The following is a 25106-nucleotide window of genomic DNA, read 5'->3' on the forward strand; positions in this document are numbered from 1 at the left end:
AACGGTGGAGGACACCGTACCCGTTCGGGGTGGACGCGTTCAGCCCTGCGGGGTAAGACCCAGGTTCTGGTAGATCTCCGAGGTCACCGTCGAGAAGTTCATCGTCATGAAGTGCAGGCCCGGCGTGCCCTCGTCGAGCAGGCGGCGGCACATCCCGGTGGCGTACTCGATGCCGATCGCGCGCACCGCGGCCGGGTCGTCCGCGTGGGCGAGCATCCGGTCGCGCAGCTGCGGCGGGAACCAGGCGGTCGACAGGGTCGGGATCCGGTCCAGCGAGCGGATGCTGGTCACCGGCATGATCTCCGGGATGATCGGCACCTCGCACCCGGCCGCCGCGACGCGGTCGCGGAAGCGCAGGTAGAAGTCCACGTCGAAGAACATCTGGGTGATCGCGTAGTCGGCGCCCGCGCGGATCTTGTGGACGAAGTGCTTGATGTCCTCGTCCCAGTCCGTCGAGCGGGGGTGCCGCTCGGGGAAGGCCGCGACGCCGACGCAGAAGTCGCCCGACTCCTTGATCAGCTCCACCAGCTCCGAGGCGTAGTTCACCCCGTGCGGGTGCGCGACCCACTCGCCCAGCGGGTCGCCCGGCGGGTCGCCACGGAGCGCCAGCACGTTGCGCACGCCCTGGTCGGCGTAGCAGCCCAGGATGTTGCGCAGCTCGGCCACGGTGTGGTCGACGGCCGTCAGGTGCGCGACGGGCGTGAGCGTGGTCTCGGCGGCGATCCGGCCGGTGATGTTGATCGTGCGGCCGCGCGTGGAACCGCCGGCGCCGTAGGTGACGCAGACGAAGGTCGGCGCGAGCGACTCCAGCCGGCGGATCGCCGTCCACAGCCCCGCCTCCGCCTGTGGCGAGCGCGGCGGCATGAACTCGAACGAGTAGGACTTGGCACCGGACGCCAGGAGGTCGCGGATCGTCTCTGCGCGATCCGGGCGTGTGCTGGGGGTTCCGAGAGCCATAGCCGAAGGTTATCCGCGATCCGGACGGAGTTTGAAACAGGTGTCCAGTCCTTGGGACGCGACGGCGGGACCGGTGGCGGCGGCCGCGCCCGCGGCACCTCCCCGTCCCCGGGGGCGCGGTTCGCTCGCGTTACGCTGTTGGTCCCCGTACCAGTCGGAGTCACCGGTGTCGCTCGCTCAGTCCGCCCCCGCGCCCGTCGTCGGCAACCCCGTCGACGCGGAGTGGCTGCGAACGCGGATCGACGAGGCACTGAACGCCTTCCTCTCCGGTCAGGAACAGACCCTTCAGGCGATCTCGCCGCAGCTGGCCCCCGTCTGCGGCACCGTCCGCGACTTCCTGCTGGACGGCGGGAAGAGACTGCGGGCGGCGTTCTGCTACTGGGGTTGGCGCGGAGCGGGCGGGGCGGCGGACGAACCGGGAGCGGTCGCGGCGGCGGCCGCGCTGGAGCTGCTCCAGGCCAGCGCGCTCGTCCACGACGACCTGATGGACCACAGCGACACGCGCCGCGGCCTGCCCTCCGTGCACCGCCGTTTCGAGTCGCTGCACCGCGGCTCCGGCTGGCGCGGCGACGCCGCGCAGTTCGGCGGGGCGAGCGCCGTCCTGGTCGGCGACCTGCTGCTGGTCTGGTGCGACGCGCTCTTCTCCGACTGCGGCCTGCCGCACGACGCCGTGCGCCGCGCCAAGCCGCTGCTGGACCTGATGCGCACCGAGGTCATGGCCGGCCAGTACCTCGACATGCTGGAGCCCGCCGCGAACTGGCCCGCCTGCGGCGAGGGCGCCGTGGACCGCGCGCGCACGGTGATCGAGTACAAGTCCGCCAAGTACACCGTGCAGCGTCCGCTCCAGCTCGGCGGCCTGCTGGCCGGCGCCTCGGCGGACCTGACCGACGCCTACGGCGCGTTCGGGCTGCCGCTGGGCGAGGCCTTCCAGCTCCGCGACGACCTGCTCGGCGTCTTCGGCGACCCCGCCGTCACCGGCAAGCCCGCCGGGGACGACCTGCGTGAGGGCAAGCGGACCCTGCTGGTCGCCGAGACCCTCGCCTCCTGCGGCACCGCCGACGCCCGCCTGCTGGACGACCTGCTCGGCTCCCCCGAGCTCGACGCGGACGGCATCGAGCGACTGCGCGACGTCATCACCCGCAGCGGCGCCCCGCGCCGCATCGAGGAGCGCATCGCCGCGCTGCGCGAGGACGCGCTGACAGCGCTGGACTCCGCCCCGATCCGCGCGCCGAAGGCCCGCGCGGTCCTGGCCCGCCTGGTCGACGCCGCGACGGCCCGCCGGAACTGACGCGGAGATCCGACCCGCCTGCCCTTCAGGGCCGCTGCGGCGGCCCGGCCTGCGGGGTGAGCACCGGTGCGGCCAGGCCGACGAACACCACCAGCTCGTGACCGCCCGGGTTGGTCTGCAGCGGCACCTGCCGCCAGTTGTTCGCCAGCCAGACGTTGCCCGAGGGGTCGATCTGCACGCCCGTGTTCCGCACCAGCCCGTCGCTGGGGTAGCCGGTCGCGGCCGGGGAGATCGGCTGACCGGTGCGGTAGCCCGGCGGGCAGGTCGAGACCCGGGCGCCACACAGTTCCGCGAGCCGCCGGCCGGCGAAGTTCGCCACCCAGACGTGGTCGTCCCCGTCGACCGCGACGCCCCAGGGCAGCACCAGGCCGCCGTTGGTGAACGGCGCGGGCGCCGCCGTCCCGTCCGGACGGATCAGTACCACGCCAGGCCGGTGCCCAGGGCCGGGCACGGTGCTCAGCGCGCCCGCGAGGTCCGCCGTCGTGCTGCCCTCGCAGGGCACCGGCAGGATCTGGTCGTCGGCCACCCACAGGTCGCCCAGACTGTCGGAGGCGATGCCGAGCGGCCGGTGCAGCCCCGGCGGGGTGACCGTGCGCAGCGGACGGCCGTCCGGCGCCAGCTCGACGACGTTGTCGCTGCCGTTACCGGTGACCCAGGCGCGGCCGCGGGGATCGACGGCGATGTCGAAGGGCTTCACGAGGCCCGCGGCCGCGAGCGGCAGGTTCCGGGCGGCCTCGGGGCGTCCGTCCGGGATGCGGGTGACGCTGCGGTTGCCGCAGTTCGCGATCCAGACGTTCCCGGAGCGGTCGGCGACGGTCCCCTGCGGCTGGCTGATCCCGCCGAACCGCCAGCCGGTCCCGGGCGACAGCGCCCGGCCGTCGGCGGCGAACTCCGAGACGGAGCGGTCGTGACGGCTCGGGTCCACCGGACAGCCCTTGCCCTGGAACCCGAAGTTGGAGACCCACGCCTGGCCGTTCCGGTCCACGGCGATGCCGAATCCGGCCCCGTAGAGCCCGCCACCCCGGTAGGGCGCGCCGGGCAGATCGGCGCCGGTGGGCGAGAGAGCGAGGACGGCGCGGCCGCCGCAGACGGAGGTGAGGGGGTTCAGGGCGAAGGGGTAGTTGTTGCTGACCCACGCGTTCCCCGCGGCGTCGAAGGCGATGTTCCCCGGCCCGTTCACCTCGTGGCCGTTGCCGTCGTAGCGCAGCGCCAGGGTCCACGCGTCGGGCGCGGCGGCGAGGGCCGGCCGGTACACCGGCTGCGTCCGCGCCAGCGCGAACAGCGCGGCCGCGTCGTGGCCGGGCGCGCGGGCGATGTCGGCGGCGGCCTGGAAGCTGTCCTGCGGCCGGGCCTCGCCGGGCGGCTGAGCCAGCCGCAGGAGCGTCCCGCAGTCGCCACCGCGCGCGCAGACCGCGAGGAGGTTGGCGAGGGTGTCGAACGCGGCGAGCGTCGAGGTCTCCCGCCCGTTGGGCGGCGCGGCGAGGAGCGGCGCGACACCGCCCGTGCGGACGTCGGCCAGGTTGTGCGAGATCGCGGCGGCGTTCGGCAGGCCCGGGCTCCCGCCCGCGACCTCGCCGTCGTGGGTGAACTGCGCGAAGGCGTAAGCGGCGGCGACGGTGGTCCGCTCGTTCACCACGACGGCGGAGCCGCCGTCCACCGTGGCGGCCAGCCGCAGCCCGCCGCTGCCGCCGTCGGCGGTCAGGTACAGCACCGCACGGGGATCTGCGGGCCGCCGGTACGTCAGGTGGAACCGCCCGTCAGGCCCGCTGCAAGTCTGCGCGAGGACGCGCGGCCGCGCGGGTCCTGCCTCCAGCAGGGTCACCCGCAGGTTCCCGAGGGGCGTGCCGCCACTGCGGACCACCCCGTCCTGCGCGGCGTCGGCACCACGCGGAGCACCACTGGCTCCGCCGGCACCGAGGCAGGCGAGCACGGTCGCAACGAGCAGGAGCTGTCGACGTCGGCGCATGCTGGCACTGTCGCCCAGCAGTGTGCGTGCCGGTCGACGGCACACGCTCAGCGGAGGGAAGGATCAGTCGGTTGCACTATCCCCCAGGGGCGCGGCGCTCTGCTCGATGAACTGCGTGCGCGACAATCCCCCGGCCTCCGGCCGGGGGGACCCCCTCCCGCGGACCTTGGGATCCCGCGCGGACAGGGCCATCCGCCCCGGGTGGGTTGTTCGCGCCCACGCAGGGGGCACCTCCGGGGCACCTCCCGGCCGAAGGCTGGGGGAGGAGCCGCAGATCGGCAGCGCCTCGCGCTCCTAGAGGGACACCTGCCGGACCCTCGCTGAAAGCGACTGCGCTGCCGCGAAGGGGTCCTTCGCCTGCGTCAGGGCCCGGACGACGACGACGCGGCGGGCGCCCGCCTCCAGCACCGCGTCCAGATTGGACTCCTCGATGCCGCCGATCGCGAACCACGGACGGTCCGTGGCCTGCTTCGCCGCGTACTCGACGAGACCCAGCCCCGGGGCGTGCCGCCCCGGCTTGGTCGGGGTGGGCCAGACGGGGCCGGTGCAGAAGTAGTCGACGCCCGGCTCGGTCAGCGCGACATCGACCTCGGACTCCGCGTGGCAGCTGCGGCCGATGACGACGTCCTCGCCGAGGATCGCGCGGGCGACCGGAACCGGCAGGTCGTCCTGCCCCAGGTGCAGCACCTCGGGCCGTGCGCCGAAGGCGACATCCGCGCGGTCGTTGACGGAGAGCAGCCGGCCGTGGCGGCGGCAGGCGTCGGCGAAGACCTCCAGCGCCTCCAGCTCCTGCCGGGCCTCCAGGCCCTTGTCGCGGAGCTGGACGATGTCGACGCCGCCGGCCAGGACCTGGTCGAGGAACTCGGCGAGATCGCCCTGCTCGCGGCGGGCGTCCGTGCACAGGTAGAGGCGGGCGCCGGCGAGCGCGGTGCGCGCGCCGCTCACAGGCTCATCGCCTGGGCGCGGCGCCGGACCTCCGTGCCGCGGTTCTCGTTGAGGGCCTGCGCGGGGGTGCCGGGCAGCGACGGGTCATCGGTGAAGAGCCACTCCAGGGCCTCCTCCTTGCTGAACCCGGAGTCCTTGAGCACCGTCAGCGTGCCGATGACGCCCTTGACGGGCCCGTCGTCGCCGACGAAGGCGGCCGGGACCATCAGGACCTTGTTCTCGCCGCGGCGGACCGACAGCAGCGTGCCGTCGTTGATCATGTCGCGGACCTTGGTGATCCCGACCCCCCACCGCTCGGCGATGTCGGGGAGGTTCATCCAGTCGGGAACCAGGGCGTCGATCTTGGCATCAATCTCACTCACGGCAACAGACTACTGCCGGCGCTCGTCCCAGCGGCGCTCCAGCCGCTCCAGGCGCTGGTTCAGCTGCTGGACCTCCCGCAGCAACGTGCGGAACTGCTCGATCTGCTGTTCCCGCTGCTCCTTGGCCGCGGCCTGGTCGTCCTCGCGCCGGGAGAGCTGGACCAGCCAGCTGGCGACGGAGGCGGTGACCATGCTCAGCGTCGCGATTCCGGTGATCATCAGCACCGAGGCGATCAGCCGGCCCCAGGTGGTCACCGGCACGTAGTCGCCGTAGCCGACGGTGGCGATCGTCACCAGCGCCCACCAGATCGCCTCGCCGAAGGTGCGGATGTCCGCCCCCGCGGCGTTCCGCTCGGCGAGCCACTCCGCGTAGGAGCCGACGATCAGCACGACGACGAAGGTCCCGCCGGTGTAGGTCGCGGTCCGCAGGCTGCGGTTACGTTGCAGGCCGCGGGCCATCAGCGTGAACACGCCGAGCAGGCGGAGCGCGCCGAGCGGGCGGAACATCGGCAGGACCACCATGACCAGGTCGAGCCGGTGGCTGCGGAAGAAGGCCCTGCGGTGCTCCGCCAGCCAGACCTTGACGCTGTAGTCGACGACGAAGACCAGCCAGATGATCCCCTCCGCCACCCACAGGACCTTCTCCTGGTCGTGGCTGAGCGTGGAGTCGACGGCGGGCAGCAGCATCAGGACCAGGAAGCAGCAGCCGAGCACCAGCAGCGGGACCTGGGTCGCCCGGCTCCACCGCTCGAACCGCGGCCCCTGCGACGGTGCCGGCTCGGTACCTGACGGCTGGGAACCTGACGAAGAGTCGGACATATGCCGCAAATTCTATGCGGTCACCCTCAGTCCAGCACGGCGATGCCCTCCAACTCCACCAGCGCGGGCGCGTCCCAGAGCCGGACCACGCCGATCAGTGCCATCGCCGGGTAGTCCCGGCCCGCGCGGGCGCGCCAGACGCGGCCGATGTCGGCGGCGTGGGCCCGGTAGTCCTCCGGGTCGGTCGCGTAGACGGTGAGCCGGGCCAGCTGCGCGGGCGTGCCGCCCGCCGCCGCCAGGGCCTCCAGCAGGTTGGCCAGCGCCCGGTCGAACTGCTCGACCACGTCCGCGCCGACGATCGCGCCCTTCTCGTCCAGCGCGGTCTGGCCGGCCAGGAAGACCAGCGTGCCGCCGGTCGCGGTGACCGCGTGACTGAATCCACTGGGCTCGGCGAGCCCCGGCGGGTTGATCCGACGCAGCGTCATGACTGGACTCCTCCTCCGTCGACGGTGACGCCCTGACCGTTCAGGGCCTCGTTCTCCACCAGCAGCCGCACCACGGCCGCCACCTCCTGCGGCCGGATCAGCCGTCCGATCGGCTGCATCCGGGCCAGCGCCTCGCGCGCCTGCGCCTCACCCCGGCCGGTGCGGGCGGCGATCGCGGCGACCGTGGCGTCCGTCATCGGCGTGTCGACGTAGCCGGGGCAGACGGCGTTGACCGTGACGCCCGTGCCCGCGAGCTCGGCGGCGGCCGAGCGGACCAGGCCGAGCACGCCGTGCTTGGCGGCGGTGTAGGCGGCGACGTAGGGCGCGCCGGTCCTCGCCGCGACCGAGGCGACGACCACGATCCGCCCCCACCCGGCCGCCCGCATCGCCGGCACGGCGCGGCGCACGCAGCGGAACGGCGCGGTGAGGTTGAGCGCGAGCTGCTGCTCCCACAGCTCGTCGCTGGTCTCCGTCAGCTTGGCCGAGGCGCCCGCGCCCGCCGCCGCGACCAGCACCCCGGCCGGGCCCCAGGCCGCCTCGACCCGGTCGAACAGCGCGTCGGCCGCCCCCGGTGCGGTCAGGTCGACCGGCACCGTCAGCACCGGGCCCGGCAGGGACCTCGCGGTGTGCTCCAGTGCCTCCGCGTCGCGCGCGGCGAGCACCACCCGGTGCCCGGCGGTGGAGAGGTCCGCCGCGACCGCCGCCCCGATGCCCTTGCTGCCGCCGGTGACGACACAGATCCGGCTCGTCCCGTTCACCGGTACAGCTCCCGGGCGATGATGCTCAGCTGCACCTCGGAGGCGCCCTCGTAGATCCGCGGCGCCCGCACCTCGCGGTAGAGCCGTTCCAGGAGGTGTCCGCGTTGCAGCGCCCGCGCGCCGTGCAGCTGGACGGCGGAGTCGACGACGTACTGGGCCGCCTCGGTCGCGAAGAGCTTGGCCATGGCGGCGCGCCCGCTCGGCCCGTGCAGGCCGGTCGCTTCGGCACCCCGGTCGTACGCGGCCGCGGCCGCGTACACGAGCAGACGGGCGGCCTCGATGCGGGTCGCCATCTCGGCGAGCCGGTGGCCGACCGACTGGAGTTCGCGCAGCGCGCCACCGAAGGCCTCGCGAGCGCCGGCATGGGCCACCGTCGCATCCAGGGCCGCCTGGGCCATGCCGACGGCGAAGGCGCCGACACTGGGCCGGAACAGGTCCAGCGTGCGCATCGCCACCCGGAACCCGCCACCCACCTCGCCGAGCAGGTCCTCGGGCCCGACCGGGACGCCGTCGAAGACCAGCCGCCCGATCGGGTGCGGGGAGATCATGTCGAGGGGCTCGCCGGACAGCCCGGGCCGGTCGGCGGGGACGAGGAACGCGCTGACGCCGCGCGCTCCCGCACCCGGGCCGGTGCGGGCGAAGACGGTGTACAGGTCGGCCTCGGGGGCGTTGGAGATCCAGCACTTCTCCCCGCTGAGCCGCCAGCCGCCTCCGCTGCCCGCGTCCTCGGGCTTGGCCTCCAGCGCCAGCGCCGCCGCGTCCGAGCCGGCGCCGGGCTCGGAGAGCGCGAAGGCGGCGACCGCCCGCCCCGAGGCGACCTCCGGCAGCCAGCGCGCCCGTTGCGCCTCGGTGCCGCTCTGCACGACCGGGTAGAAGCCGAGCCCCTGGAGGGCCAGCGCCGTCTCCGCCTCGGTGCTGACCTGGGCCAGTGACTCCCGCAGCAGGCACAGGTCCAGCGCGGCGGCCGAGCGGCCGCCGTCGGGGAAGAGGCGGGCCAGCAGGCCGAGCCGTCCCATCTCCTCCAGCAGCGGCCGGTTGACCCGCTCTCCGAGCGCGGGATCGTCACCGTGGGCGAGCGGCAGCAGCCGCTGCGCCGCCTGCTCGCGGACCTCGGCGCAGAACCGCTCCTGCGCCTCGTCCAGCGCGAACGCCGTCGTCATCGCACGCTCCCTCCTTGCGTCTGCCCCCATTCATATCGCGGATGGTTGACTGTCGTCACCAACACGCTAGCCTCATCCTGGATCCACCGGTCCGTACCCGGTTCACAACCCGGTCGAGGTGAGGGGGTACCACCCGCCATGCACCTGCTCCCCTCCGCCCACGTCGACACCTTCGCGCGCGACCATCTGCCGCCCGCGCCGACGTGGCCGGAACTCCGCTTCGACCTGCCCGGGCTGCACTACCCGGACCGGCTCAACTGCGGCGCCGAACTGCTGGACGCGACCCTCGCCCGGCTCGGCGCCGACGGCGCCGACCGGCCCTGCCTGCGCATGGAGGACGGCACGGTCTGGTCCTACGGCGAGCTGCGCGAGCACACCGACCGGATCGCCCGGGTGCTCACCGACCGGCTCGGCGTCGTCCCCGGCAACCGGGTCCTGCTGCGCGGCACGACCACGCCCTGGCTGGTGGCCTGCTGGCTCGCCGTCATGAAGGCGGGCGCGGTCGCCGTCACCGTCCTGGCGGCGCAGCGGCACACCGAGCTGGCCACGATGATCGAGATCGCCGAGGTCGGCCACGCGCTGTGCGACGCCCGCGCCCTGGAGGAGCTCACGGCCGTCGACGCGCCGGGCCTGTGCATCACGCCCTACGGCGGTGACACCGACGACGACCTGCTGACGCTCGCCGCCGCGGCGTCCCCCGAGCCCTTCCCCGCCGTCCCGACCTCCGCCGACGACGTCGCGCTGATCGCCTTCACCTCGGGCACCACCGGACGACCCAAGGGCTGCATGCACTTCCACCGCGACGTGCTGGCGATCGCCGACACCTTCTCCGCCCACGTGCTGCGGCCCACGGCCGAGGACGTGTTCGCCGGGACGCCGCCGCTCGGGTTCACCTTCGGGCTCGGCGGGCTGGTCGTCTTCCCGCTCCGCGTCGGCGCCTCCGCGCTGCTGCTGGAGCAGCCCTCCCCCGTCACCCTCCCGGCGGCGATCGAACGCCACCGCGTCAGCGTGCTGTTCACCGCGCCGACCGCCTACCGGGTGCTGCTCGACCAGGCGGGTGACGCCGACCTCTCCTCGCTCCGCCGCTGCGTCTCCGCCGGGGAGAACCTGCCGGCCGCCACCTGGGAGGCCTTCCACGCCCGCACCGGCCTGCCGCTGATCAACGGCATCGGCGCGACGGAGCTTCTGCACATCTTCATCTCCGCCGCCGACGCCGACGCCCGCCCCGGCGCCACCGGCTTCCCCGTCCCGGGCTTCCGCGCCCGCGTCGTCGACCCGGCGACGGGCACGGAGGTGCCCGACGGCACGCCGGGCCTGCTCGCCGTCCAGGGCCCCACCGGCTGCCGCTACCTCGACGACCCGCGCCAGTCCCAGTACGTCCACGACGGCTGGAACCTCACGGGCGACACCTACGTCCGCGACGGCGACGGCCGGTTCCACTACCAGGCCCGCGCCGACGACATGATCATCTCCGCCGGCTACAACATCGCCGGCCCCGAGGTCGAGGAGGCCCTGCTGCGCCACCCCGAGGTCCGCGAGGCCGCGGTCATCGGCGTCCCCGACGAGGCGCGCGGACAGGTGGTCAAGGCCTTCGTGGTCCTGGCCGAGGGCGTCCCGGCGGACGAGGGAACGGCAAAGGCGTTGCAGGACTTCGTGAAGTCCACGATCAGCGCCTACAAGTACCCGCGCCAGGTCGAGTTCCGCGAGGCGCTGCCGCGCACGCCCACGGGCAAGCTCCAGCGTTTCCGGCTGCGCGGGGGCGATCTTTAGAGTGACCGTATGACCGCCGCCGAAGCCCTCGAGGAAGACCAGTCCGCGCGCGAGCACACACCGGGCTCGCTGCTGGTGACGTTCTTCGGCGCCCACGGCCGCGACCTCGGCGGCTGGATCGCCGTCGGCGACCTGATCCGGCTGCTCGCCGCGCTCGGCGTGGACGCGCAGCCGGTCCGGTCGGCGGTCTCCCGACTCAAGCGGCGGGGCTTCCTGGTGCCGGAGCCGCTGGGCGGCGTGGCCGGGTACACGCTGTCGGAGCAGGCCCGGGAGCTGCTGGCGGACGGCGACCGCCGCATCTACGCCCACCGGGCGCCGCGGCTCGCCGACGGGTGGGTGCTGGCCCTTTTCTCCGTCCCGGAGAGCGAGCGCCACAAGCGGCATGTGCTGCGCAGTCGCCTGGCCCGGCTGGGCTTCGGCACGGCGGCGCCGGGCGTGTGGATCGCCCCCGCGCATCTCTACGAGGAGACGCGCCACGTCCTGGCGCGCCTCGAACTCGCCGCGTACACCGACCTCTTCCGCGCGGAGCATCTCGCGTTCGACGCGACGGCGGAGTCGGTGCAGCGCTGGTGGGACCTCCCCGCGCTGGCGCGCTGCCACGAGGAGTTCCTGGAGGTCCACGAGCCCGTCCTCACGCGGTGGAACCGCGCGCGCGGCGCTGTCGCGCCGGCGGAGGCCTTCGCCGACCACCTGCGCGCCGTCGACAGCTGGCGCCGCCTCCCCTACCTGGACCCGGGCCTCCCCCCGGAGCTCCTCCCCGCCTCCTGGCCGGGCGGCCGGGCGGCCCGCGTCTTCCAGGAACTCGACGCCCGCCTGGGCGGAGCCGCGCGGGACTTCGTGAAGGAAACCGTGGCGCGGTAGTCGCACCACCCAGGCGGCGCAGCCGTCAGGGGCGCGCCGCTCTGCTGATCAGCGGCTCCTCCCCCAGCCTTCGGCCGGGAGGTGCCCCCTGCGTGGGCGCGAGCAACCACCGGTGTGCGGATGGTCCGGGGCGTTCGGGGCTCTACCTGCGTGGGAGGGGCGCCTTCCGGCCGAAGGCTGGGGAACTGTCGCGCCCCGCGGCGGAGCCGCAGATCGGCAGAGCCCTGGGCCCTGGACCCTGGACGGTGCCACCGCGCCTACTGCCTCCGGCCCGTCTGCGGGCGTCGGCTGCCCGCCCGGTACTGGACCGGCCATTCCACGCCCGGCCCCGACCACTCCTGCTCCGCCGCAGCGTGCAGCGTCCACGCCGGGTCGTACAGATGCGGTCGCCCCAGGGCGACCAGATCCGCGCGGCCGGCCAGCAGCAGCGAGTTGACGTCGTCCCAGGACGACACCGCCCCCACCGCGATGACCGGCACGCGCACGCGGTTGCGGATCGCGTCCGCGAACGGGGTCTGGTAGGAGCGGCCGTAGGCGGGCCGCTCCTCGGGGACGACCTGGCCGGTCGAGACGTCGATCGCGTCCGCGCCGTGCGCGGCGAAGGCCGCGGCGATGACGACGGCCTCCTCGGTGTCGTTGCCGCCCTCCGTCCAGTCCGTGGCGGAGATGCGGACCGTCATCGGGCGGTCCCCCGGCCACACCGCGCGCATCGCGTCGAAGACCTCCAGCGGCCAGCGCAGCCGGTTCTCCAGCGGCCCCCCGTACCCGTCCTCGCGACGGTTGGTCAGCGGGGAGAGGAACGAGGACAGCAGGTAGCCGTGCGCGCAGTGCAGCTCCAGCAGGTCGAACCCGGCCTCCGCGCCGCGCCGCGCCGCGTCCGCGAAGCGCTGTTTCAGCGCCTCGAGCCGCTCGTGCGTCAGCTCCGCCGGCACCTGGCCCACACCGGGCCGGTAGGCGAGCGGCGACGGGCCCTCCAGCGGCCACGCCTGCTCGGGGGCGAGCGGGTCGTCCATGCCCTCCCACATCAGCCGCGTGGCGCCCTTGCGCCCGGAGTGGCCGAGCTGGAGGCCGACGGCCGCGCCGCTGCGCTCGTGGACGAAGCCGGTGATCCGCGCCCACGCGGCCTGCTGCTCGTCGTTCCACAGGCCCGTGCAGCCGGGGGTGATCCGGCCCTCGGGGGTGACGCAGACCATCTCCGTCATCACCAGCCCGGCGCCGCCCAGCGCCCGCGAGCCGAGGTGCACCAGATGGAAGTCGTTCGGCAGGCCGTCCTGCGCGCTGTACATGTCCATCGGGGAGACCACGACGCGGTTGCGCAGCGTCAGCCCGCGCAGCCGGAAGGGGGTGAACATGGGCGGCGTACCGGCCTCGGCGAACTCCTGCTCCGCCGTCGCGACATAGCCCGGATCGCGCAGCCGCAGGTTGTCGTGGGTGATCCGGCGGCTGCGGGTGAGCAGGTTGAAGGCCAGCTGCCAGCCCGGCTGGTCGAGGTACTGCTCCAGGTTCTCGAACCACTCCAGGCTCGCCTGCGCGGCGCGCTGCGTGGAGGCGACGACGGGGCGCCGCTCCTCCTCGTACGCGGCCAGCGCCTCCGGCACGCGGTCGTGTCCGCGCAGTGCCTCCGCGAGCGCGACCGCGTCCTCCATGGCGAGCTTCGTGCCGGAGCCGATGGAGAAGTGCGCGGTGTGCGCCGCGTCCCCGAGCAGGACCGTCCTGCCGTCGCGCCAGGTGGCGTTGCGGACGGTGGTGAAGGCGATCCACCGCGAGTCGTTGCCGTGCAGCGCGTGCCCGCCCAGCAGGTCGGCGAAGAGCTTCTCGCAGGCGGCGACGGACTCCCGCTCGTCCATCCGGTCCAGCCCGGCGCGGCGCCACACGTCCTCGCGCATCTCGACGATGACGGTGCTGCCCGCGTCGGAGTACGGGTAGCCGTGCAGCTGCATCACGCCGTGCTCGGTGCGCAGCACCTGGAACTGGAAGGCGTCGAAGACCAGGTCGGTGCCGAGCCAGATGTAGCGGCACTGCCGCTCGTCCAGCTCGGGCCGGTAGACCTCTGCGGCGGCGGTACGGGTGCGCGAGCGCACCCCGTCGGCGGCGACGACCAGGTCGTACGCGCGCGCCAGCTCGGCGGCGGGCGGCGCCTCCGCGCGGAAACGCAGGTCGACACCGACGGCCCGGCACCGGTCCTGCAACAGGCCGAGCAGGCGACGCCTGCTGGTCGCCGCGAAACCGTGCCCACCGGAGGTGAAGACCTGGCCGCCGGGCAGGTGCACGTCGATGTCGTCCCAGCGGGCGAAGCCCGCCGCGAGGGCGGCGTACAGCTCGGGGTCGGCGTCCTCGATCCCGCCGAGCGTCTCGTCGGAGAGCACCACGCCGAACCCGAAGGTGTCCCCGGGCGCGTTGCGCTCCCAGACCGTCACCTCGTCCGCCGGCCGGTGCTGCTTGGCGAGCGCGGCGAAGTAGAGCCCGCCCGGCCCACCGCCGATGACCGCGATCCGCACAGCTGCCTCCCTGCCGTTATGCCGTGTCCCTCACCATCGTAACGAGAGCGCTATGCGGTGTCATCGGCCGCGCTCGTCGACCGTGCTGATCGACCCTGCTCATCGCCCCTGCCACTTGGGCGGGCGCTTGCCCGTGAAGGCGGCGTGGAACTCGGCGTAGTCCGCGCTCTTCATCAGCAGTGCCTGCGTCATCGCCTCCAGCTCGACCGAGGCCGCGAGGCTCATGTCCAGCTCCTGCGTCAGCAGCGCCTTGGTCTGCGCGAGGGCGAAGGCCGGGCCCTCGGCCAGGCGGCGCGCGAGCGCGCCCGCCGTGGCGTCCAGCTCCTCGTCCTCGACCAGATCGCTGACCAGGCCGTACCGGTCCGCGGTGACGGCGTCCACGGTGTCGCCCAGCATCAGCAGCTTGGTGGCGTGCCCGAGCCCGACCAGGCGCGGCAACAGGTACGCGGCGCCCATGTCCGCGCCGGCCAGCCCGACCTTGGTGAACAGGAACGCGAACCGCGCGGAGCGGGCGACCACCCGGAAGTCCGCGGCCAGCGCCAGCACGGATCCCGCGCCTGCGGCGATCCCGTGGATCGCCGCGACGATCGGGATCGGGCACTCCCGCATCGCCCGGACCACCTGCCCCGTCATCCGGGTGAAGTCCAGCAGCTCGTCCGGCCGCATGGCCAGGGTGGCGCCGATGATCTCGTTGACGTCCCCGCCCGAGCAGAAGCCGCGGCCCTCTCCCCGCAGGAGGATCGCGCGGGTGTCCCCGCGCTGCGGCAGCTCCGCGAGGAGATCGCGCAGGTCGGCGTAGGACTCGAAGGTGAGCGCGTTCAGCTTGTCCGGCCGGTCCAGCGTGACCGTCAGCACGCCCGCCTCGTCACGGGCCAGACGGAAGTGCCGCCACTCCTCGGTGAACGGCACGGATCCACGGAACGGGCTCATGGCAGTAGCCTCCCCTGTTGTCGACCAGCGTCACGAACACGATATGCCCAGGGGTGGACGGCTGGGAACGGCCGCCGGGCCGGGCCTGGTGCATACTGCAAGGGACGCCGAGGACGAAGGAGCTGAGCATGCGTTACGCACCGATCGCCGTGGTCGTGGCCGCGATCTGCGCACTGGAGTGGGTCACCTCGCCCACGGTCCTGGCCGCGCTCGCGGTCGTGATCCCGACGCTGATGCTCGCGCCTGTGGCGGTCCTGGCCGCGAGGCCTCTCGGGAACGAGGACGAGGCCGTGGGCAACCGGCGGGTGGCGTAACCACCCGGGGCGCGGGGCTTCGCCAATGCGCGGCTCCTCCCCCAGCCTTCGGCCGGGAGGTGCCCCGAGGTGCCCCCTGCGTGGGCGCGAGAACCACCGGCCTGCGGATGGCCCTGCGTGTGCGGTGCTCTACCTGCGTGGGTGGCCTGTCGGGCTGACGCGGCGGAGCCGCTGATCAGCAGAGCCCCGCGCCCCTGGAGGGTGCAACCTCAGGCGGTGGCAGCCTTCAGTGCGGTCGCCGGGTCGGCCGCCTTCTCCGGATCCAGCCGCGCGCCCGCCTCGATCAGCTTCCGTCCCTGCGCCAGGTCCCGGGGCTTGTCCACCGTCAGGACCGCCTGCAGCCTGTCCTCCCGCAGCCACAACACCGTGTCCTCGCCACGGGCGACCTGCTGCGCGCCCGCGTCGATCGAGCCCGCGACCTGGACCATGTGGCCGAACTGCTCGGACCAGAAGTACGGCACCGGGTCGTAGTCCACCTCCCCGCCCAGCAGGTTGGCCGCGACCACCCGCGCGCCCTGGAGCGCGTTGTCCCAGTGGTGCACCGCGAGCCTGCGCCCGTAGCGGGCCGACGGGAAGGACGCACAGTCGCCCACCGCGAACACCTCCGGGCGTCCCGCCCGCAGGCGCGCGTCCGCGCGGACCGCGCCGCGGTCGTCGAGGGGGATGCCGGAGCCGGCCAGCCAGGCGTTGTCGGGGCGGGCGCCGATGCCGACGACGACCACGTCCGCCGCGATCTCCCGGCCGTCGGTCAGGTGCACGGCCCGCGCCGTGATCCCGCTGACCGCCGAGGCCGTGAGCAGCTCGACCCCCGCCGCCGCGTACCACGCGCGCGTGCGCTCGCCGAACTCCGCGGGGAGCGCGCCCGCGAGCGGGGACGCGGCCGCCTCGACGACGGTGGTCTCGCAGCCCAGCTGCCGGGCGACGGTCGCCGCCTCGGCGCCGATCCAGCCGGCGCCGACGACGACCACGCGCGCGCCGGGTCGCAGCGCCGCGCGCAGGGCGAGCGCGTCGTCCTGGGTGCGCAGCAGGAACGCCGAGTCGGGCTGGCCGGGCAGCGCGACGGGGGCCGCGCCCGTCGCGAGCACGAGGTGGTCGTAGCCGAGGTCGCCGTCGTCGGTCTTGACCGCCCGCGCCTCGACGTCGAGGGAGAGCGCCCGGCGACCGAGGTCCAGGCGGATGTCCAGCTCGTCGAAGTCGATCTCGAAGCGCGAGTGCTCCGCCCGCCCCAGCAGAACGTCCTTCGAGAGCGGCGGACGGTCGTAGGGCGGGTGGGCCTCCGCGCCCAGCAGCGTCAGCGTCCCGGCGTATCCCTGCTCACGCAGGGCCACCGCCGTCTGCACCCCGGCCATTCCGGCCCCGACGATCACAACAGCCATTCGGCCACTGTATAGAGTGGGTCCAGAACGCGGGAGCCCGGAGCACCGGGCTGAGAGGGAGGCTGGGGCGCCTCCGACCGTCCGAACCTGATCCGGGTCATTCCGGCGAAGGGAGTGCAGAACCATGACGTCATCGGACGTCGATCGAGCCGTGCCGCCGGACGTGCTGGTCGTCGGCGGCGGGATCATCGGCCTGGCCGTGGCCTGGCGCACCGCGCAGCGGGGCCTCGCCGTCACCGTGCTCGACCCGGGCCCGGGGCACGGTGCCAACCAGGTCGCCGCCGGAATGCTGGCGCCGGTCACCGAGCTCCAGTACGGCGAGGAGCCCCTGCTCGCGCTCGGCATCGCCTCCAACGCGCGCTACGCCGACTTCGTCGCCGAGCTGACCGAGGCGAGCGGCGGGCTCGGCACCGGCTACCGCCGCTGCGGCACCCTCGCCGTCGCGCTCGACGCCGACGACCGGGCCGAGCTGCGCGAGGTGCACGCGTTCCAGCAGCGCCTGGGCCTGACCTCGCAGTGGCTGACCGGACGCGAGTGCCGCCGGCTCGAGCCGATGCTCGCACCGGACGTGCGCGGCGGGACGCTGGTCGCGGACGACCACCAGGTCGACGGGCGCCGCCTGGGCGCCGCCCTGGTCGAGGCGTGCCGCCGGGCCGGGGTGACCCTGCACCGGTCCCGCGCCGCCGAGCTGCTGCTCGACGGCGACCGCGCGGGAGGCGCCCGTGCCGAGGACGGCACGACCCTGCGCGCGGAGCAGACCGTCCTGGCCGCCGGGAGCTGGAGCGGTGAGCTGCCGGGCCTGCCGCCCGAGGCCCAGCTGCCCGTCCGCCCCGTCAAGGGCCAGGTGCTGCGGCTGCGGATGGAGAGCGTGCAGGGGCCGCTGCCGATGCCGTTCCTCTCCCGCAACCTGCGCGCGGTCGTCAAGGGCGTCCACCTCTACCTGGTGCCGCGCGAGGACGGCGAGCTGGTGCTCGGCGCGACGATGGAGGAGCAGGGCTTCGACACCACCGTCACCGCGGGCGGTGTCTACGAGCTGCTGCGCGACGCCCGGGAGCTGCTGCCGGGCATCACCGAGCTGCCGCTGGTCGAGGCGAGCGCGGGCCTTCGGCCCGGGACGCCCGACAACGCGCCGCTGCTCGGCCCGACCGCGCTGCCGGGCCTGGTCGCCGCGACCGGCCACCACCGCAACGGCGTGCTGCTGACTCCGGTGACCGGCGACGCCATCGCCACCTACCTGACCACCGGCGCATTGCCTCCCGAGGCGGCGCCGTTCACTCCCACCCGCTTCCAGCACAGCCCGATCCCGGAGTTCGCCCGATGACCGCCCCCGCCGCCTCCATCCGACTGACCGTCAACGGCGAGATCCGCTCGCTACCGGGCGGGGTGACCCTCGCCGAGGTGGTCGCCGAGCTGTCGAGCGCGCGCAGCGGTGTCGCGGCCGCCGTGAACGAGGCCGTGGTCCCGCGCAGCGAGTGGAACGGCACCGTGCTCGCCGACGCCGACCGCGTCGAGATCCTGACCGCCGTCCAGGGAGGCTGACCACCATGGCCGACGACCTGCTCACCATCGCCGACCGTTCCTTCTCCTCCCGCCTGATCATGGGCACCGGCGGCGCGCCCAGCCTGGAGGTGCTGGAGCAGGCGCTGCTCATCTCCGGCACGGAGCTGACGACCGTCGCGATGCGCCGGATCAACCCGGCCGCACGCGGCTCGGTCCTGGAGGTGCTGCGACGTTGCGGCATCGACGTACTGCCGAACACCGCCGGCTGCTTCACCGCCGGGGAGGCGGTGCTGACGGCGCGGCTGAGCCGTGAGGCGCTCGGGACCAACTGGGTCAAGCTGGAGGTCATCGCCGACGAGCGGACCCTGCTGCCCGACCCGATCGAGCTGCTGGACGCCGCCGAGACCCTCGTCGACGACGGCTTCGTCGTCCTTCCCTACACCAACGACGACCCCGTCCTGGCCCGCAAGCTGGAGGACGTTGGCTGCGCCGCGGTCATGCCGCTGGGCTCGCCGATCGGCTCCGGGCTCGGCATCCGCAACCCGCACAACTTCCAGCTGATCGTCGAGCAGGCGAACGTCCCGGTGATCCTGGACGCGGGCGCCGGCACCGCCTCGGACGCGGCGCTGGCCATGGAGCTGGGCTGCGCGGCCGTGATGCTGGCCACCGCGGTCACCCGCGCCCAGGAGCCGGCGCTGATGGCGGAGGCGATGCGCAAGGGCGTGGAGGCCGGGCGGCTGGCCCACCGGGCGGGCCGCATCCCCAAGCGGTTCCACGCCGAGGCGTCCTCGCCGATGGCGGGCCGGGCGGCGTTCGACCCGGAGGCACCGGACTTCTGAGCCGGGCTGCTGAGCCGGGCTGCTGAGCCGCGTGCCGCACCCGCCCGTGCCGCCCCGGCCGTCACACTTCTGCGACGGATCGGGCCGTGGCGCGGGCGGAGGTTCCGCCTCCCCCTACACTCCTCAGGGTGGACGTAACGCTGCAGGACCCCCTTATCGGGCGCATGCTCGACGGCCGGTACCGGGTCGAGCAGCGCGTCGCCGTGGGCGGCATGGCCACCGTCTACCGGGGTCTGGACACCCGGCTGGACCGGGTCGTCGCGCTCAAGGTGATGCACCCCGCCTTCGCGGCCGACCCGGAGTTCGTCGGGCGCTTCATCCGCGAGGCCAAGGCCGTCGCCAGGCTCTCGCACCCGAACGTCGTCGGCGTCTTCGACCAGGGCGAGGACCACTCCGCCGTGCCGGCGGTGGTCTTCCTGGCCATGGAGTACGTGCCGGGCTGGACCCTGCGCGACCTGCTGCGCGACCGCGGCGCGCTGAGCCCGCGCACGGCGCTGGACATCCTGGAGCCGGTGCTGGCCGCGCTCGGCGCCGCCCACCGCGCGGGCCTGGTGCACCGGGACGTGAAGCCGGAGAACGTGCTGCTCACCGAGGACGGCCGGGTCAAGGTCGCCGACTTCGGCCTGGTGCGCGCCGTCGACGGGCAGACGGCGGCCACCACCCAGCAGGTCATGGGCACCGTCTCCTACCTGGCGCCCGAGCAGATCGAGCGCGGCGCGGCCGACCCGCGCACCGACGTGTACGCGTGCGGCGTGCTGCTCTACGAGATGCTGACCGGCTCCAAGCCGCACACCGGCGAGAGCCCGATGCACGTCATCTACCAGCACCTGAGCACGGACGTCCCGCCGCCCTCGCAGCGGGTGCCCGGTCTGCCGCAGCCTCTGGACGCCGTCACGCTCGCCGCGACGGCGCGTGAGGCCTCCCGCCGTCCCGCCGACGCGGTCGAGCTGCTGGCCGCGCTCCAGCAGATCCGGCGCGGGCTGACGCCCGCGCAGCTGGACGCGGAGCCGCAGCGACCGGTGCCGCAGCAGCCGGGCGGTGTCGGCGCCGCCACCACCGTGCTGCCGCCGTTCGCGGGCGCGGCCACCGGGCCCGCCGCGGAGGCACCGGTGGAGCGGACCTCGATCATGGACCCGGCGCTGCTGCGCGAGCTGCCCGCCGACTTCGTGATGCCGCGCCACGAGACGCCCGACGCACCGCCGGTGGCGCGCCGCCGCCGGGGCGGCGGCCGCCCGCGCTGGGTGCTGCCGACCGGGGTGGTCCTGGTGCTGGCGCTGCTGCTGGCCGGGCTGACCTGGGCGCTCAACGGCGGCCTCTACACGAGCGTGCCGGGCGTGCTGGGCGAGCCGCAGGCGACGGCGGTGCGGACCCTGGAGAACGCGGGCTTCGTGGTCCAGGTCCGGCAGGACTTCTCGCCGACCGTCGCCAGGGGCTCGGTCATCGGTACCGATCCGGGCCCGGGCGCACACGTCCGCAAGGACGCCACGGTCACCGTCGACGTGTCCAAGGGCGCCCAGCGTCCGACCGTTCCCTCGCTGTCGGGCAAGTCGGTGGGCGACGCGACCACGGCGCTGCAACAGGTCGGCCTCGTCGTCGGCGGGCAGCGGCAGCAGGGCGACCCGACGATCGCCGCCGGTGCCGTCATCGGCACCGACCCGGCGGCCGGCACCCAGGTCGCGGCGAACACGCCGGTCACCCTGATCGTCAGCTCCGGCCCGCAGCCCGTCGACCTGCCGGACGTCACCGGCGAGAGCGTCGCCCAGGCCACCTCGGACCTTCAGCAGGCGGGCTTCCAGGTGAAGGTCGACCCGAACCAGGTCTTCTCCGACCAGGACGCGGGCACGGTCGCCTCGACGACTCCGGGCGCGGGCCCCTCGCAGCAGGGCGTCACGGTGACGCTGACCGTCTCCAAGGGCCAGCAGCAGGTGACCGTGCCGGACGTCACCGGGCTCAGTGAGAAGGACGCGCAGCGCACGCTCAAGCAGGCCGGGTTCAAGGTCCGCACGCTCGGCTTCTCGCTGTTCGGCACGCCGACCGTCCACAGCCAGAACCCGGGCGGCAACAGCCAGGCCGGTCTCGGCAGCACGATCACCATCTGGGTCTACTGATGACGCTCACTCCGGTCACCGTCTGGCACCTGGAGCAGGCCTCGGCGGCCGCTCTCCCGGCGGAGCCCGTGCCGGCCCCCGCCGGGCTCGACCTCGACGTGGTGCGGGCCGAGGCGATCGGCCCGGAGTTCGCGCGTTTCCTGTACACGGCCGTCGGCGGGGTCTGGAACTGGGTCGACCGGCTCGGCTGGAGCTACGCGGACTGGGAGAAGTGGCTCGGGGCCCCGGGCACCGAGACCTGGGTGGCGTGGGTGTCCGGCTCGCCCGCCGGCTACGTCCAGCTGGCCCCGCACGGCGACGGCGCGGTCGAGGTGGTCTACTTCGGCCTGCTGCCGGCCTTCATCGGCCGCGGCCTCGGCGGCCACCTGCTCGACCGGGGCCTGCGCCGCGCCTGGGACCTGGCGGAGCGTCACCCCGCGCTCCCGGCGACGCGCACGGTGATCGTCGAGACCTGCTCGCTGGACGGCCCGGCGGCCCTGGCCAACTACCGTGCCCGCGGCTTCACGCTCGCGCGCACGGAGACGGTCGAGAAGGCCGTCGGCGAGGCGCCCGGCCCGTGGCCGGGCTCGGGCTTCTCCTTGGGATGAGCCGGGCCTGGGCGCCGGGGCGTGGCTCCGACCGCGCCGCAGCCCGCGCCGCCGACCTACGCCTCAGCCGGTGAGGGCTGCGGCGGCCTGACGCTCCGTCCGCCACACCACGGTCTCCCGGCCCAGCTCCGCGTCCGGACGCCGCTCCACCCGGGCGAAGCCGAGCCTGGCCGGGACCGCGCCACTGGCGTGGTTGCCGGCGTCGTGGTGGATCTCCACATGCGTCGTCCCCGGCAGCGCGAACGCCTGCCGGGTGAGCGCGGCCGCCGCCATGGTGACCAGCCCGCGCCCACCGCCGTCCTCGTGGATCCAGTACCCGATCTCCCAGCCGCCCTCGCCGATCCGCGCCATCATCGAGCACGACCCGAGGATCGGCGCGTCGGCGGCGCCCTCGCGGATCGCGTAGTTGTAGGCGGCGCCCGAGGCCCAGTCGGTGTCGGCCTGGGCGAGGTAACCGGCGACGGCCTCCCGGGAGTGGGTGTGCGCCCACGGCATCCACGGCTTCAGCCGCTCCAGGGACGCGTCGATCAGCGACGTCAGCCCGTCGATCTCGTCCTCGCGCCACCGGGTCAGCACGACGCGGTCGTGACGGAGGGTCTCTTCGGCTACGGATTCCATGTCGGGATCTTTCCGGACCATCTCCCACCTGCGCAAACGGATATCCGGGACGGATCTTTCGGGCAGGCGCCCGACCGCGTACAGTCCTCCGCCGTGGACGAGCTCTGGTTCCGCGCGAGTGACCGCTCGCGCTCCTTCCCCTGGTGGCGGATGGCCGCCCCCACCGCGTTGACCGCCTTCCGGCTGCTGGCGGCCCGGCACGTCGACTCCGTCTTCTGGGTCTTCCTGGGCCTCGTCACGGTCGCCGCCCTCAGCATGCTGATGACCCGGGCCGGCTGGACGCACGTGGGCCCGGAGGGCGTCCGCGTCCGCCGCTACCTCGGCCGCGGCCGGCTGACGCCCTGGTCGGAGGTCCGCGTGCTCTGGCTTCAGGAGTACCGCTTCGCGCCGACCCTCAAGAGCGTCCGGATGCTGCGCGCCGACGGACGCCGGCCCGTGCTGCCCGGACTGATCTCGACGCCGTCCGTGCCCGACCCGGAGCTGCCCGAGAAGTTCGCGCGGCTCAGCGCCTGGTGGGAGCTGCACACCGACGCCGAGTCCCGGCTCGCCGCGCCGCCGCGGCGACGGTACCGGTTCCGTCGCTCGGGGACGTGGCAGGCGGCCGCGACCCTGGTGATGGTGGCCCCGGTGGCCGGGACCTACGCCCAGCTCTCCGACGATCTCGGCAAGGGCGAGGGGTGGATCGGCTACGACATCGGGCAACTGGTGCCCGCGGTGTTCCTCTTCCTCCTTCTCGCGTTCTGGACCGGCGCGCTGGTGCGGGCCTGGCTGCTCGACCGCACGGTCCGCTTCCGCTGGTGGGTGCCGCTGCTGGCGCTCGGCATGCTTCCCATCGCCCAGGTCGGCAGCCGGGTCTCGGGCGCCGACGCGCGGATCCACGTCTCCGACTACCTGCCGAGCCTGCTCACCCTCGCGGCCGGGCTGGCGGTCGCCGTGGTGATCGGCCTGACGCGCGACCGGAAGGCCTGAGGCCCCGAACCTCGGGGGCCCGAACCTCAGCGCTCAGGCCTCAGGGCTCAGCGCTCAGGCCTCAGCGCTCAGGCCTCGGCGCTCAGGCCTCGGGGCCGTCGCCCTGGGTCTCCTGGTAGGTGTAGCGCTGTTCGCGCCAGGGGTCGCCGAGGTTGTGGTAGCCGCGTTCCTCCCAGAAACCACGACGGTCGGCGGTCATGTACTCCACCGCACGGACCCACTTGGGCCCCTTCCACGCGTACAGGTGCGGCACGACCAGCCGGACCGGGAAGCCGTGCTCGACCGTGAGGGGTTCGCCGTCGCGGTGGGTGGCGAAGACCGACGCGGGTGAGGCGAAGTCGGCCAGGCGCAGATTGGCGCTGAAGCCGTACTCGGCCCAGACCATGACGTGGGTGACCTCGGGCGCGGGCGGGACCAGGGCCAGGATCGTGGCCGTGGCGACGCCGCCCCAGCGGTTGCCGAGCATGCTGAAGCGGGTCACGCAGTGGAAGTCGCCGGTGACCTCGGTGCGCGGCAGCGCGGTGAACTCGTCGAAGGTCCAGCTGTGCTTGTCGCCGTCGGCGGTCGCGCCGAAGACCTGGAGTTCCCAGGTGGCCGGCTTGAAGCGTGGGATCGGCCCGTAGTGGAGCACCGGCCAGCCGCGTTGCAGGCGCTGGCCGGGAGGCAGCCCCTGGGCCTCCGAGGCCGCAGCCTGCTCGTTTTCGGACTGACCCATGGCTCAATGGTGACAGATGCACAGAGCCGCGAACGCCACGGGTCAGCTGAGTGTGACCTTGCTGGATTCGCGGCGTCCGGAGTGGAACGATGCCTCGAAACCGGACGAATCGGGAAAGAAAGGGCGCGACCCATGCAGGGCGACCCCGAGGTCATCGAGTTCCTGAACGAGCAGCTGACGGCCGAGCTGACCGCCATCAACCAATACTTCCTGCACGCCAAGATGCAGGAGAACTTCGGCTGGACGAAGCTCGCGAAGTTCACCCGCTCGGAGTCCATCGACGAGATGAAGCACGCCGAGGTGCTGACCGACCGCATCCTCTTCCTGGAGGGGCTGCCCAACTACCAGCGTCTGTTCCACCTGCGCATCGGGCAGACGGTCAAGGAGATGTTCGAGGCGGACCGGCAGATCGAGGTCGAGGCCATCGACCGGCTGCGCCGGGGGATCGTCGTGATGCGCGCCAAGGGGGACGTCACGTCGGCCAACGTCTTCGAGTCGATCCTGGCGGACGAGGAGCACCACATCGACTACCTCGACACCCAACTGGAACTGCTGGAGAAGCTCGGCGAGCCGCTCTACATCGCCCAGCTCATCGAGCAGCCCGAGAGCTGACCTCAGAGGCGGAGCCGCATGGCGGCAGAGCCTCGCGCCCGGAAGGCCGCTACGCGGCCTCGGCCGTCGAGGTCGCCGGGAGGCCGAGCTTGGTGGCCAGGCGGGCGGTGGGGCAGGGGCGGGCGCCCTCGTGGCCCAGGAGGGCCTGGATGCGGCGGACACAGGAGCCGCAGTCCGTGCCGGCCTTGCAGCCCTTGGCGACCTGGCGGGGGGTCTTCGCGCCGTCCGCTATCTCCTGGCGGACCCGGTCCTCGGTGACGCCGTGGCACAGGCACACGTACATCGGGGTCCTCCAGGGCTGGGCGGCGACTGAGCTAAGGCTTACCTTAGTCAATCTCCCCGGGATACGAAAAGGCCCCCTCGGTCGAAACCGAGGGGGCCTTCGTCACACTCGCACCGCACCGCCGGGCTGCGTCAGCGCAGCATCTCGGCGACGAGGAAGGCGAGGTCGAGGGACTGGCTGCGGTTGAGGCGGGGGTCGCAGGCGGTCTCGTAGCGCTGGTGGAGGTCGTCGACGAAGACCTCGTCGCCGCCGCCGACGCATTCGGTGACGTCGTCGCCGGTGAGTTCGACGTGGATGCCGCCGGGGTGGGTGCCCAGTGCCCGGTGGACCTCGAAGAAGCCCTTGACCTCATCCAGGACGTCGTCGAAGTTGCGGGTCTTGTGGCCGCTGGAGGCCTCGAAGGTGTTGCCGTGCATCGGGTCGCAGATCCAGGCGACCTGGGCGCC

General features: G+C 73.7%; 26 protein-coding genes and 1 riboswitch. Of the genes, 11 read left to right on the forward strand and 15 right to left on the reverse strand.

The features are described from left to right. Positions 1 to 39: 39 nt before the first annotated feature. Positions 40 to 957, reverse strand: a complete 918-nt coding sequence (metF, locus tag ABH931_RS22255) for a methylenetetrahydrofolate reductase [NAD(P)H] (protein ID WP_370115934.1) — start codon at positions 955 to 957, stop codon at positions 40 to 42. 166 nt (positions 958 to 1123) lie between these two features. On the opposite strand from metF, the gene ABH931_RS22260 reads away from it, so the two are divergent. Next, on the forward strand, positions 1124 to 2245 hold the full coding sequence (locus ABH931_RS22260) for a polyprenyl synthetase family protein (protein ID WP_370115938.1): 1122 nt from the start codon (positions 1124 to 1126) through the stop codon (positions 2243 to 2245). Between the two features lie 25 nt (positions 2246 to 2270). Here the strand turns inward: ABH931_RS22260 and ABH931_RS22265 are convergent, their stop codons facing one another. From ABH931_RS22265 to ABH931_RS22295, 7 genes are all read right to left on the reverse strand, one after another. Then, positions 2271 to 4211, reverse strand: a complete 1941-nt coding sequence (locus ABH931_RS22265; RefSeq protein WP_370115941.1) for an NHL repeat-containing protein — start codon at positions 4209 to 4211, stop codon at positions 2271 to 2273. A 294-nt stretch (positions 4212 to 4505) separates the two neighbouring features. Beyond that, positions 4506 to 5156 carry a thiamine phosphate synthase gene (gene thiE, locus ABH931_RS22270; RefSeq protein ID WP_370115944.1) on the reverse strand — a complete coding sequence of 217 codons (651 nt, stop codon included), beginning with the start codon at positions 5154 to 5156 and terminating at the stop codon, positions 4506 to 4508. Next, on the reverse strand, positions 5153 to 5518 hold the full coding sequence (locus tag ABH931_RS22275; protein ID WP_370115947.1) for an Rv2175c family DNA-binding protein: 366 nt from the start codon (positions 5516 to 5518) through the stop codon (positions 5153 to 5155). Before ABH931_RS22275 ends, thiE begins: the two co-directional genes overlap by 4 nt. Before the next feature lie 9 nt (positions 5519 to 5527). Then, complete coding sequence (locus ABH931_RS22280) at positions 5528 to 6337, reverse strand: ion channel (protein ID WP_370115951.1); 810 nt, start codon at positions 6335 to 6337, stop codon at positions 5528 to 5530. Between the two features lie 26 nt (positions 6338 to 6363). Continuing rightward, positions 6364 to 6762, reverse strand: a complete 399-nt coding sequence (locus tag ABH931_RS22285; RefSeq protein WP_370115954.1) for a RidA family protein — start codon at positions 6760 to 6762, stop codon at positions 6364 to 6366. Beyond that, a complete protein-coding gene (locus ABH931_RS22290; protein ID WP_370115958.1) occupies positions 6759 to 7520 on the reverse strand; it encodes an SDR family NAD(P)-dependent oxidoreductase in 762 nt (253 codons plus the stop codon). Before ABH931_RS22290 ends, ABH931_RS22285 begins: the two co-directional genes overlap by 4 nt. Continuing rightward, entirely contained in the window at positions 7517 to 8680 is a 1164-nt protein-coding gene (locus ABH931_RS22295) for an acyl-CoA dehydrogenase family protein (RefSeq protein ID WP_370115961.1), read from the reverse strand. The genes ABH931_RS22290 and ABH931_RS22295 overlap by 4 nt, the downstream gene beginning before the upstream one ends. 138 nt (positions 8681 to 8818) lie before the next feature. Between ABH931_RS22295 and ABH931_RS22300 the strand changes: the two genes are divergently transcribed. Further along, a complete protein-coding gene (locus ABH931_RS22300) occupies positions 8819 to 10450 on the forward strand; it encodes an AMP-binding protein (protein WP_370115965.1) in 1632 nt (543 codons plus the stop codon). A gap of 9 nt (positions 10451 to 10459) precedes the next feature. Beyond that, positions 10460 to 11311: a PaaX family transcriptional regulator C-terminal domain-containing protein gene (locus ABH931_RS22305; RefSeq protein ID WP_370115969.1), complete on the forward strand. Its 852-nt coding sequence runs from the start codon at positions 10460 to 10462 to the stop codon at positions 11309 to 11311. Positions 11312 to 11568: 257 nt separating this feature from the next. Here ABH931_RS22305 and ABH931_RS22310 read toward each other — a convergent pair whose 3' ends face one another. Together ABH931_RS22310 and ABH931_RS22315 are read right to left on the reverse strand one after the other, a co-directional pair. Beyond that, positions 11569 to 13809 carry a bifunctional salicylyl-CoA 5-hydroxylase/oxidoreductase gene (locus tag ABH931_RS22310; protein ID WP_370115972.1) on the reverse strand — a complete coding sequence of 747 codons (2241 nt, stop codon included), beginning with the start codon at positions 13807 to 13809 and terminating at the stop codon, positions 11569 to 11571. Positions 13810 to 13908: 99 nt separating this feature from the next. Continuing rightward, entirely contained in the window at positions 13909 to 14739 is an 831-nt protein-coding gene (locus tag ABH931_RS22315) for an enoyl-CoA hydratase family protein (RefSeq protein ID WP_370115975.1), read from the reverse strand. Between the two features lie 128 nt (positions 14740 to 14867). Between ABH931_RS22315 and ABH931_RS22320 the strand changes: the two genes are divergently transcribed. Continuing rightward, the gene (locus tag ABH931_RS22320) at positions 14868 to 15053 is read left to right on the forward strand and encodes a hypothetical protein (RefSeq protein WP_370115979.1); all 186 of its coding nucleotides are present in this window, start codon (positions 14868 to 14870) and stop codon (positions 15051 to 15053) included. A gap of 209 nt (positions 15054 to 15262) precedes the next feature. Here the strand turns inward: ABH931_RS22320 and ABH931_RS22325 are convergent, their stop codons facing one another. Continuing rightward, positions 15263 to 16429: an NAD(P)/FAD-dependent oxidoreductase gene (locus ABH931_RS22325; RefSeq protein WP_370115982.1), complete on the reverse strand. Its 1167-nt coding sequence runs from the start codon at positions 16427 to 16429 to the stop codon at positions 15263 to 15265. A gap of 19 nt (positions 16430 to 16448) precedes the next feature. Then, positions 16449 to 16560, forward strand: a riboswitch (TPP riboswitch). Between ABH931_RS22325 and thiO the strand changes: the two genes are divergently transcribed. The 5 genes from thiO (at position 16554) to ABH931_RS22350 (ending at position 21463) form a co-directional block, all read left to right on the forward strand. Further along, positions 16554 to 17750 carry a glycine oxidase ThiO gene (gene thiO, locus ABH931_RS22330; RefSeq protein ID WP_370115985.1) on the forward strand — a complete coding sequence of 399 codons (1197 nt, stop codon included), beginning with the start codon at positions 16554 to 16556 and terminating at the stop codon, positions 17748 to 17750. Its footprint overlaps the riboswitch before it by 7 nt. Further along, positions 17747 to 17968, forward strand: coding sequence for a sulfur carrier protein ThiS (gene thiS / locus ABH931_RS22335; RefSeq protein WP_370115988.1), 222 nt, complete (start codon positions 17747 to 17749; stop codon positions 17966 to 17968). Before thiO ends, thiS begins: the two co-directional genes overlap by 4 nt. 5 nt (positions 17969 to 17973) lie before the next feature. Beyond that, complete coding sequence (locus ABH931_RS22340) at positions 17974 to 18768, forward strand: thiazole synthase (protein ID WP_370115992.1); 795 nt, start codon at positions 17974 to 17976, stop codon at positions 18766 to 18768. A 128-nt stretch (positions 18769 to 18896) separates the two neighbouring features. After that, positions 18897 to 20876 (forward strand): Stk1 family PASTA domain-containing Ser/Thr kinase, encoded by a 1980-nt coding sequence (pknB, locus tag ABH931_RS22345; RefSeq protein WP_370115996.1) that lies wholly within the window; start codon positions 18897 to 18899, stop codon positions 20874 to 20876. Further along, positions 20876 to 21463 carry a GNAT family N-acetyltransferase gene (locus ABH931_RS22350; protein WP_370115999.1) on the forward strand — a complete coding sequence of 196 codons (588 nt, stop codon included), beginning with the start codon at positions 20876 to 20878 and terminating at the stop codon, positions 21461 to 21463. Before pknB ends, ABH931_RS22350 begins: the two co-directional genes overlap by 1 nt. Before the next feature lie 63 nt (positions 21464 to 21526). On the opposite strand, the gene ABH931_RS22355 is transcribed toward ABH931_RS22350, so the two are convergent. Then, a complete protein-coding gene (locus ABH931_RS22355; protein WP_370116003.1) occupies positions 21527 to 22081 on the reverse strand; it encodes a GNAT family N-acetyltransferase in 555 nt (184 codons plus the stop codon). A gap of 93 nt (positions 22082 to 22174) precedes the next feature. Between ABH931_RS22355 and ABH931_RS22360 the strand changes: the two genes are divergently transcribed. Next, entirely contained in the window at positions 22175 to 23050 is an 876-nt protein-coding gene (locus tag ABH931_RS22360; protein WP_370116007.1) for a hypothetical protein, read from the forward strand. An 82-nt stretch (positions 23051 to 23132) separates the two neighbouring features. Here ABH931_RS22360 and ABH931_RS22365 read toward each other — a convergent pair whose 3' ends face one another. Then, positions 23133 to 23765 carry a sulfite oxidase-like oxidoreductase gene (locus ABH931_RS22365; protein WP_370116010.1) on the reverse strand — a complete coding sequence of 211 codons (633 nt, stop codon included), beginning with the start codon at positions 23763 to 23765 and terminating at the stop codon, positions 23133 to 23135. A gap of 132 nt (positions 23766 to 23897) precedes the next feature. On the opposite strand from ABH931_RS22365, the gene bfr reads away from it, so the two are divergent. Next, complete coding sequence (bfr, locus tag ABH931_RS22370) at positions 23898 to 24377, forward strand: bacterioferritin (RefSeq protein ID WP_370116014.1); 480 nt, start codon at positions 23898 to 23900, stop codon at positions 24375 to 24377. Between the two features lie 49 nt (positions 24378 to 24426). Here the strand turns inward: bfr and ABH931_RS22375 are convergent, their stop codons facing one another. Beyond that, positions 24427 to 24660 (reverse strand): bacterioferritin-associated ferredoxin, encoded by a 234-nt coding sequence (locus ABH931_RS22375; protein WP_370116017.1) that lies wholly within the window; start codon positions 24658 to 24660, stop codon positions 24427 to 24429. 131 nt (positions 24661 to 24791) lie between these two features. Then, positions 24792 to 25106, reverse strand: a 315-nt coding sequence (locus ABH931_RS22380) for a 3-deoxy-7-phosphoheptulonate synthase (RefSeq protein WP_370116021.1), incomplete at its 5' end; no start/stop codon positions are given.

The sequence above is a fragment of the Streptacidiphilus sp. MAP12-33 genome (assembly GCF_041261265.1).
Lineage (GTDB): Bacteria > Actinomycetota > Actinomycetes > Streptomycetales > Streptomycetaceae > Streptacidiphilus.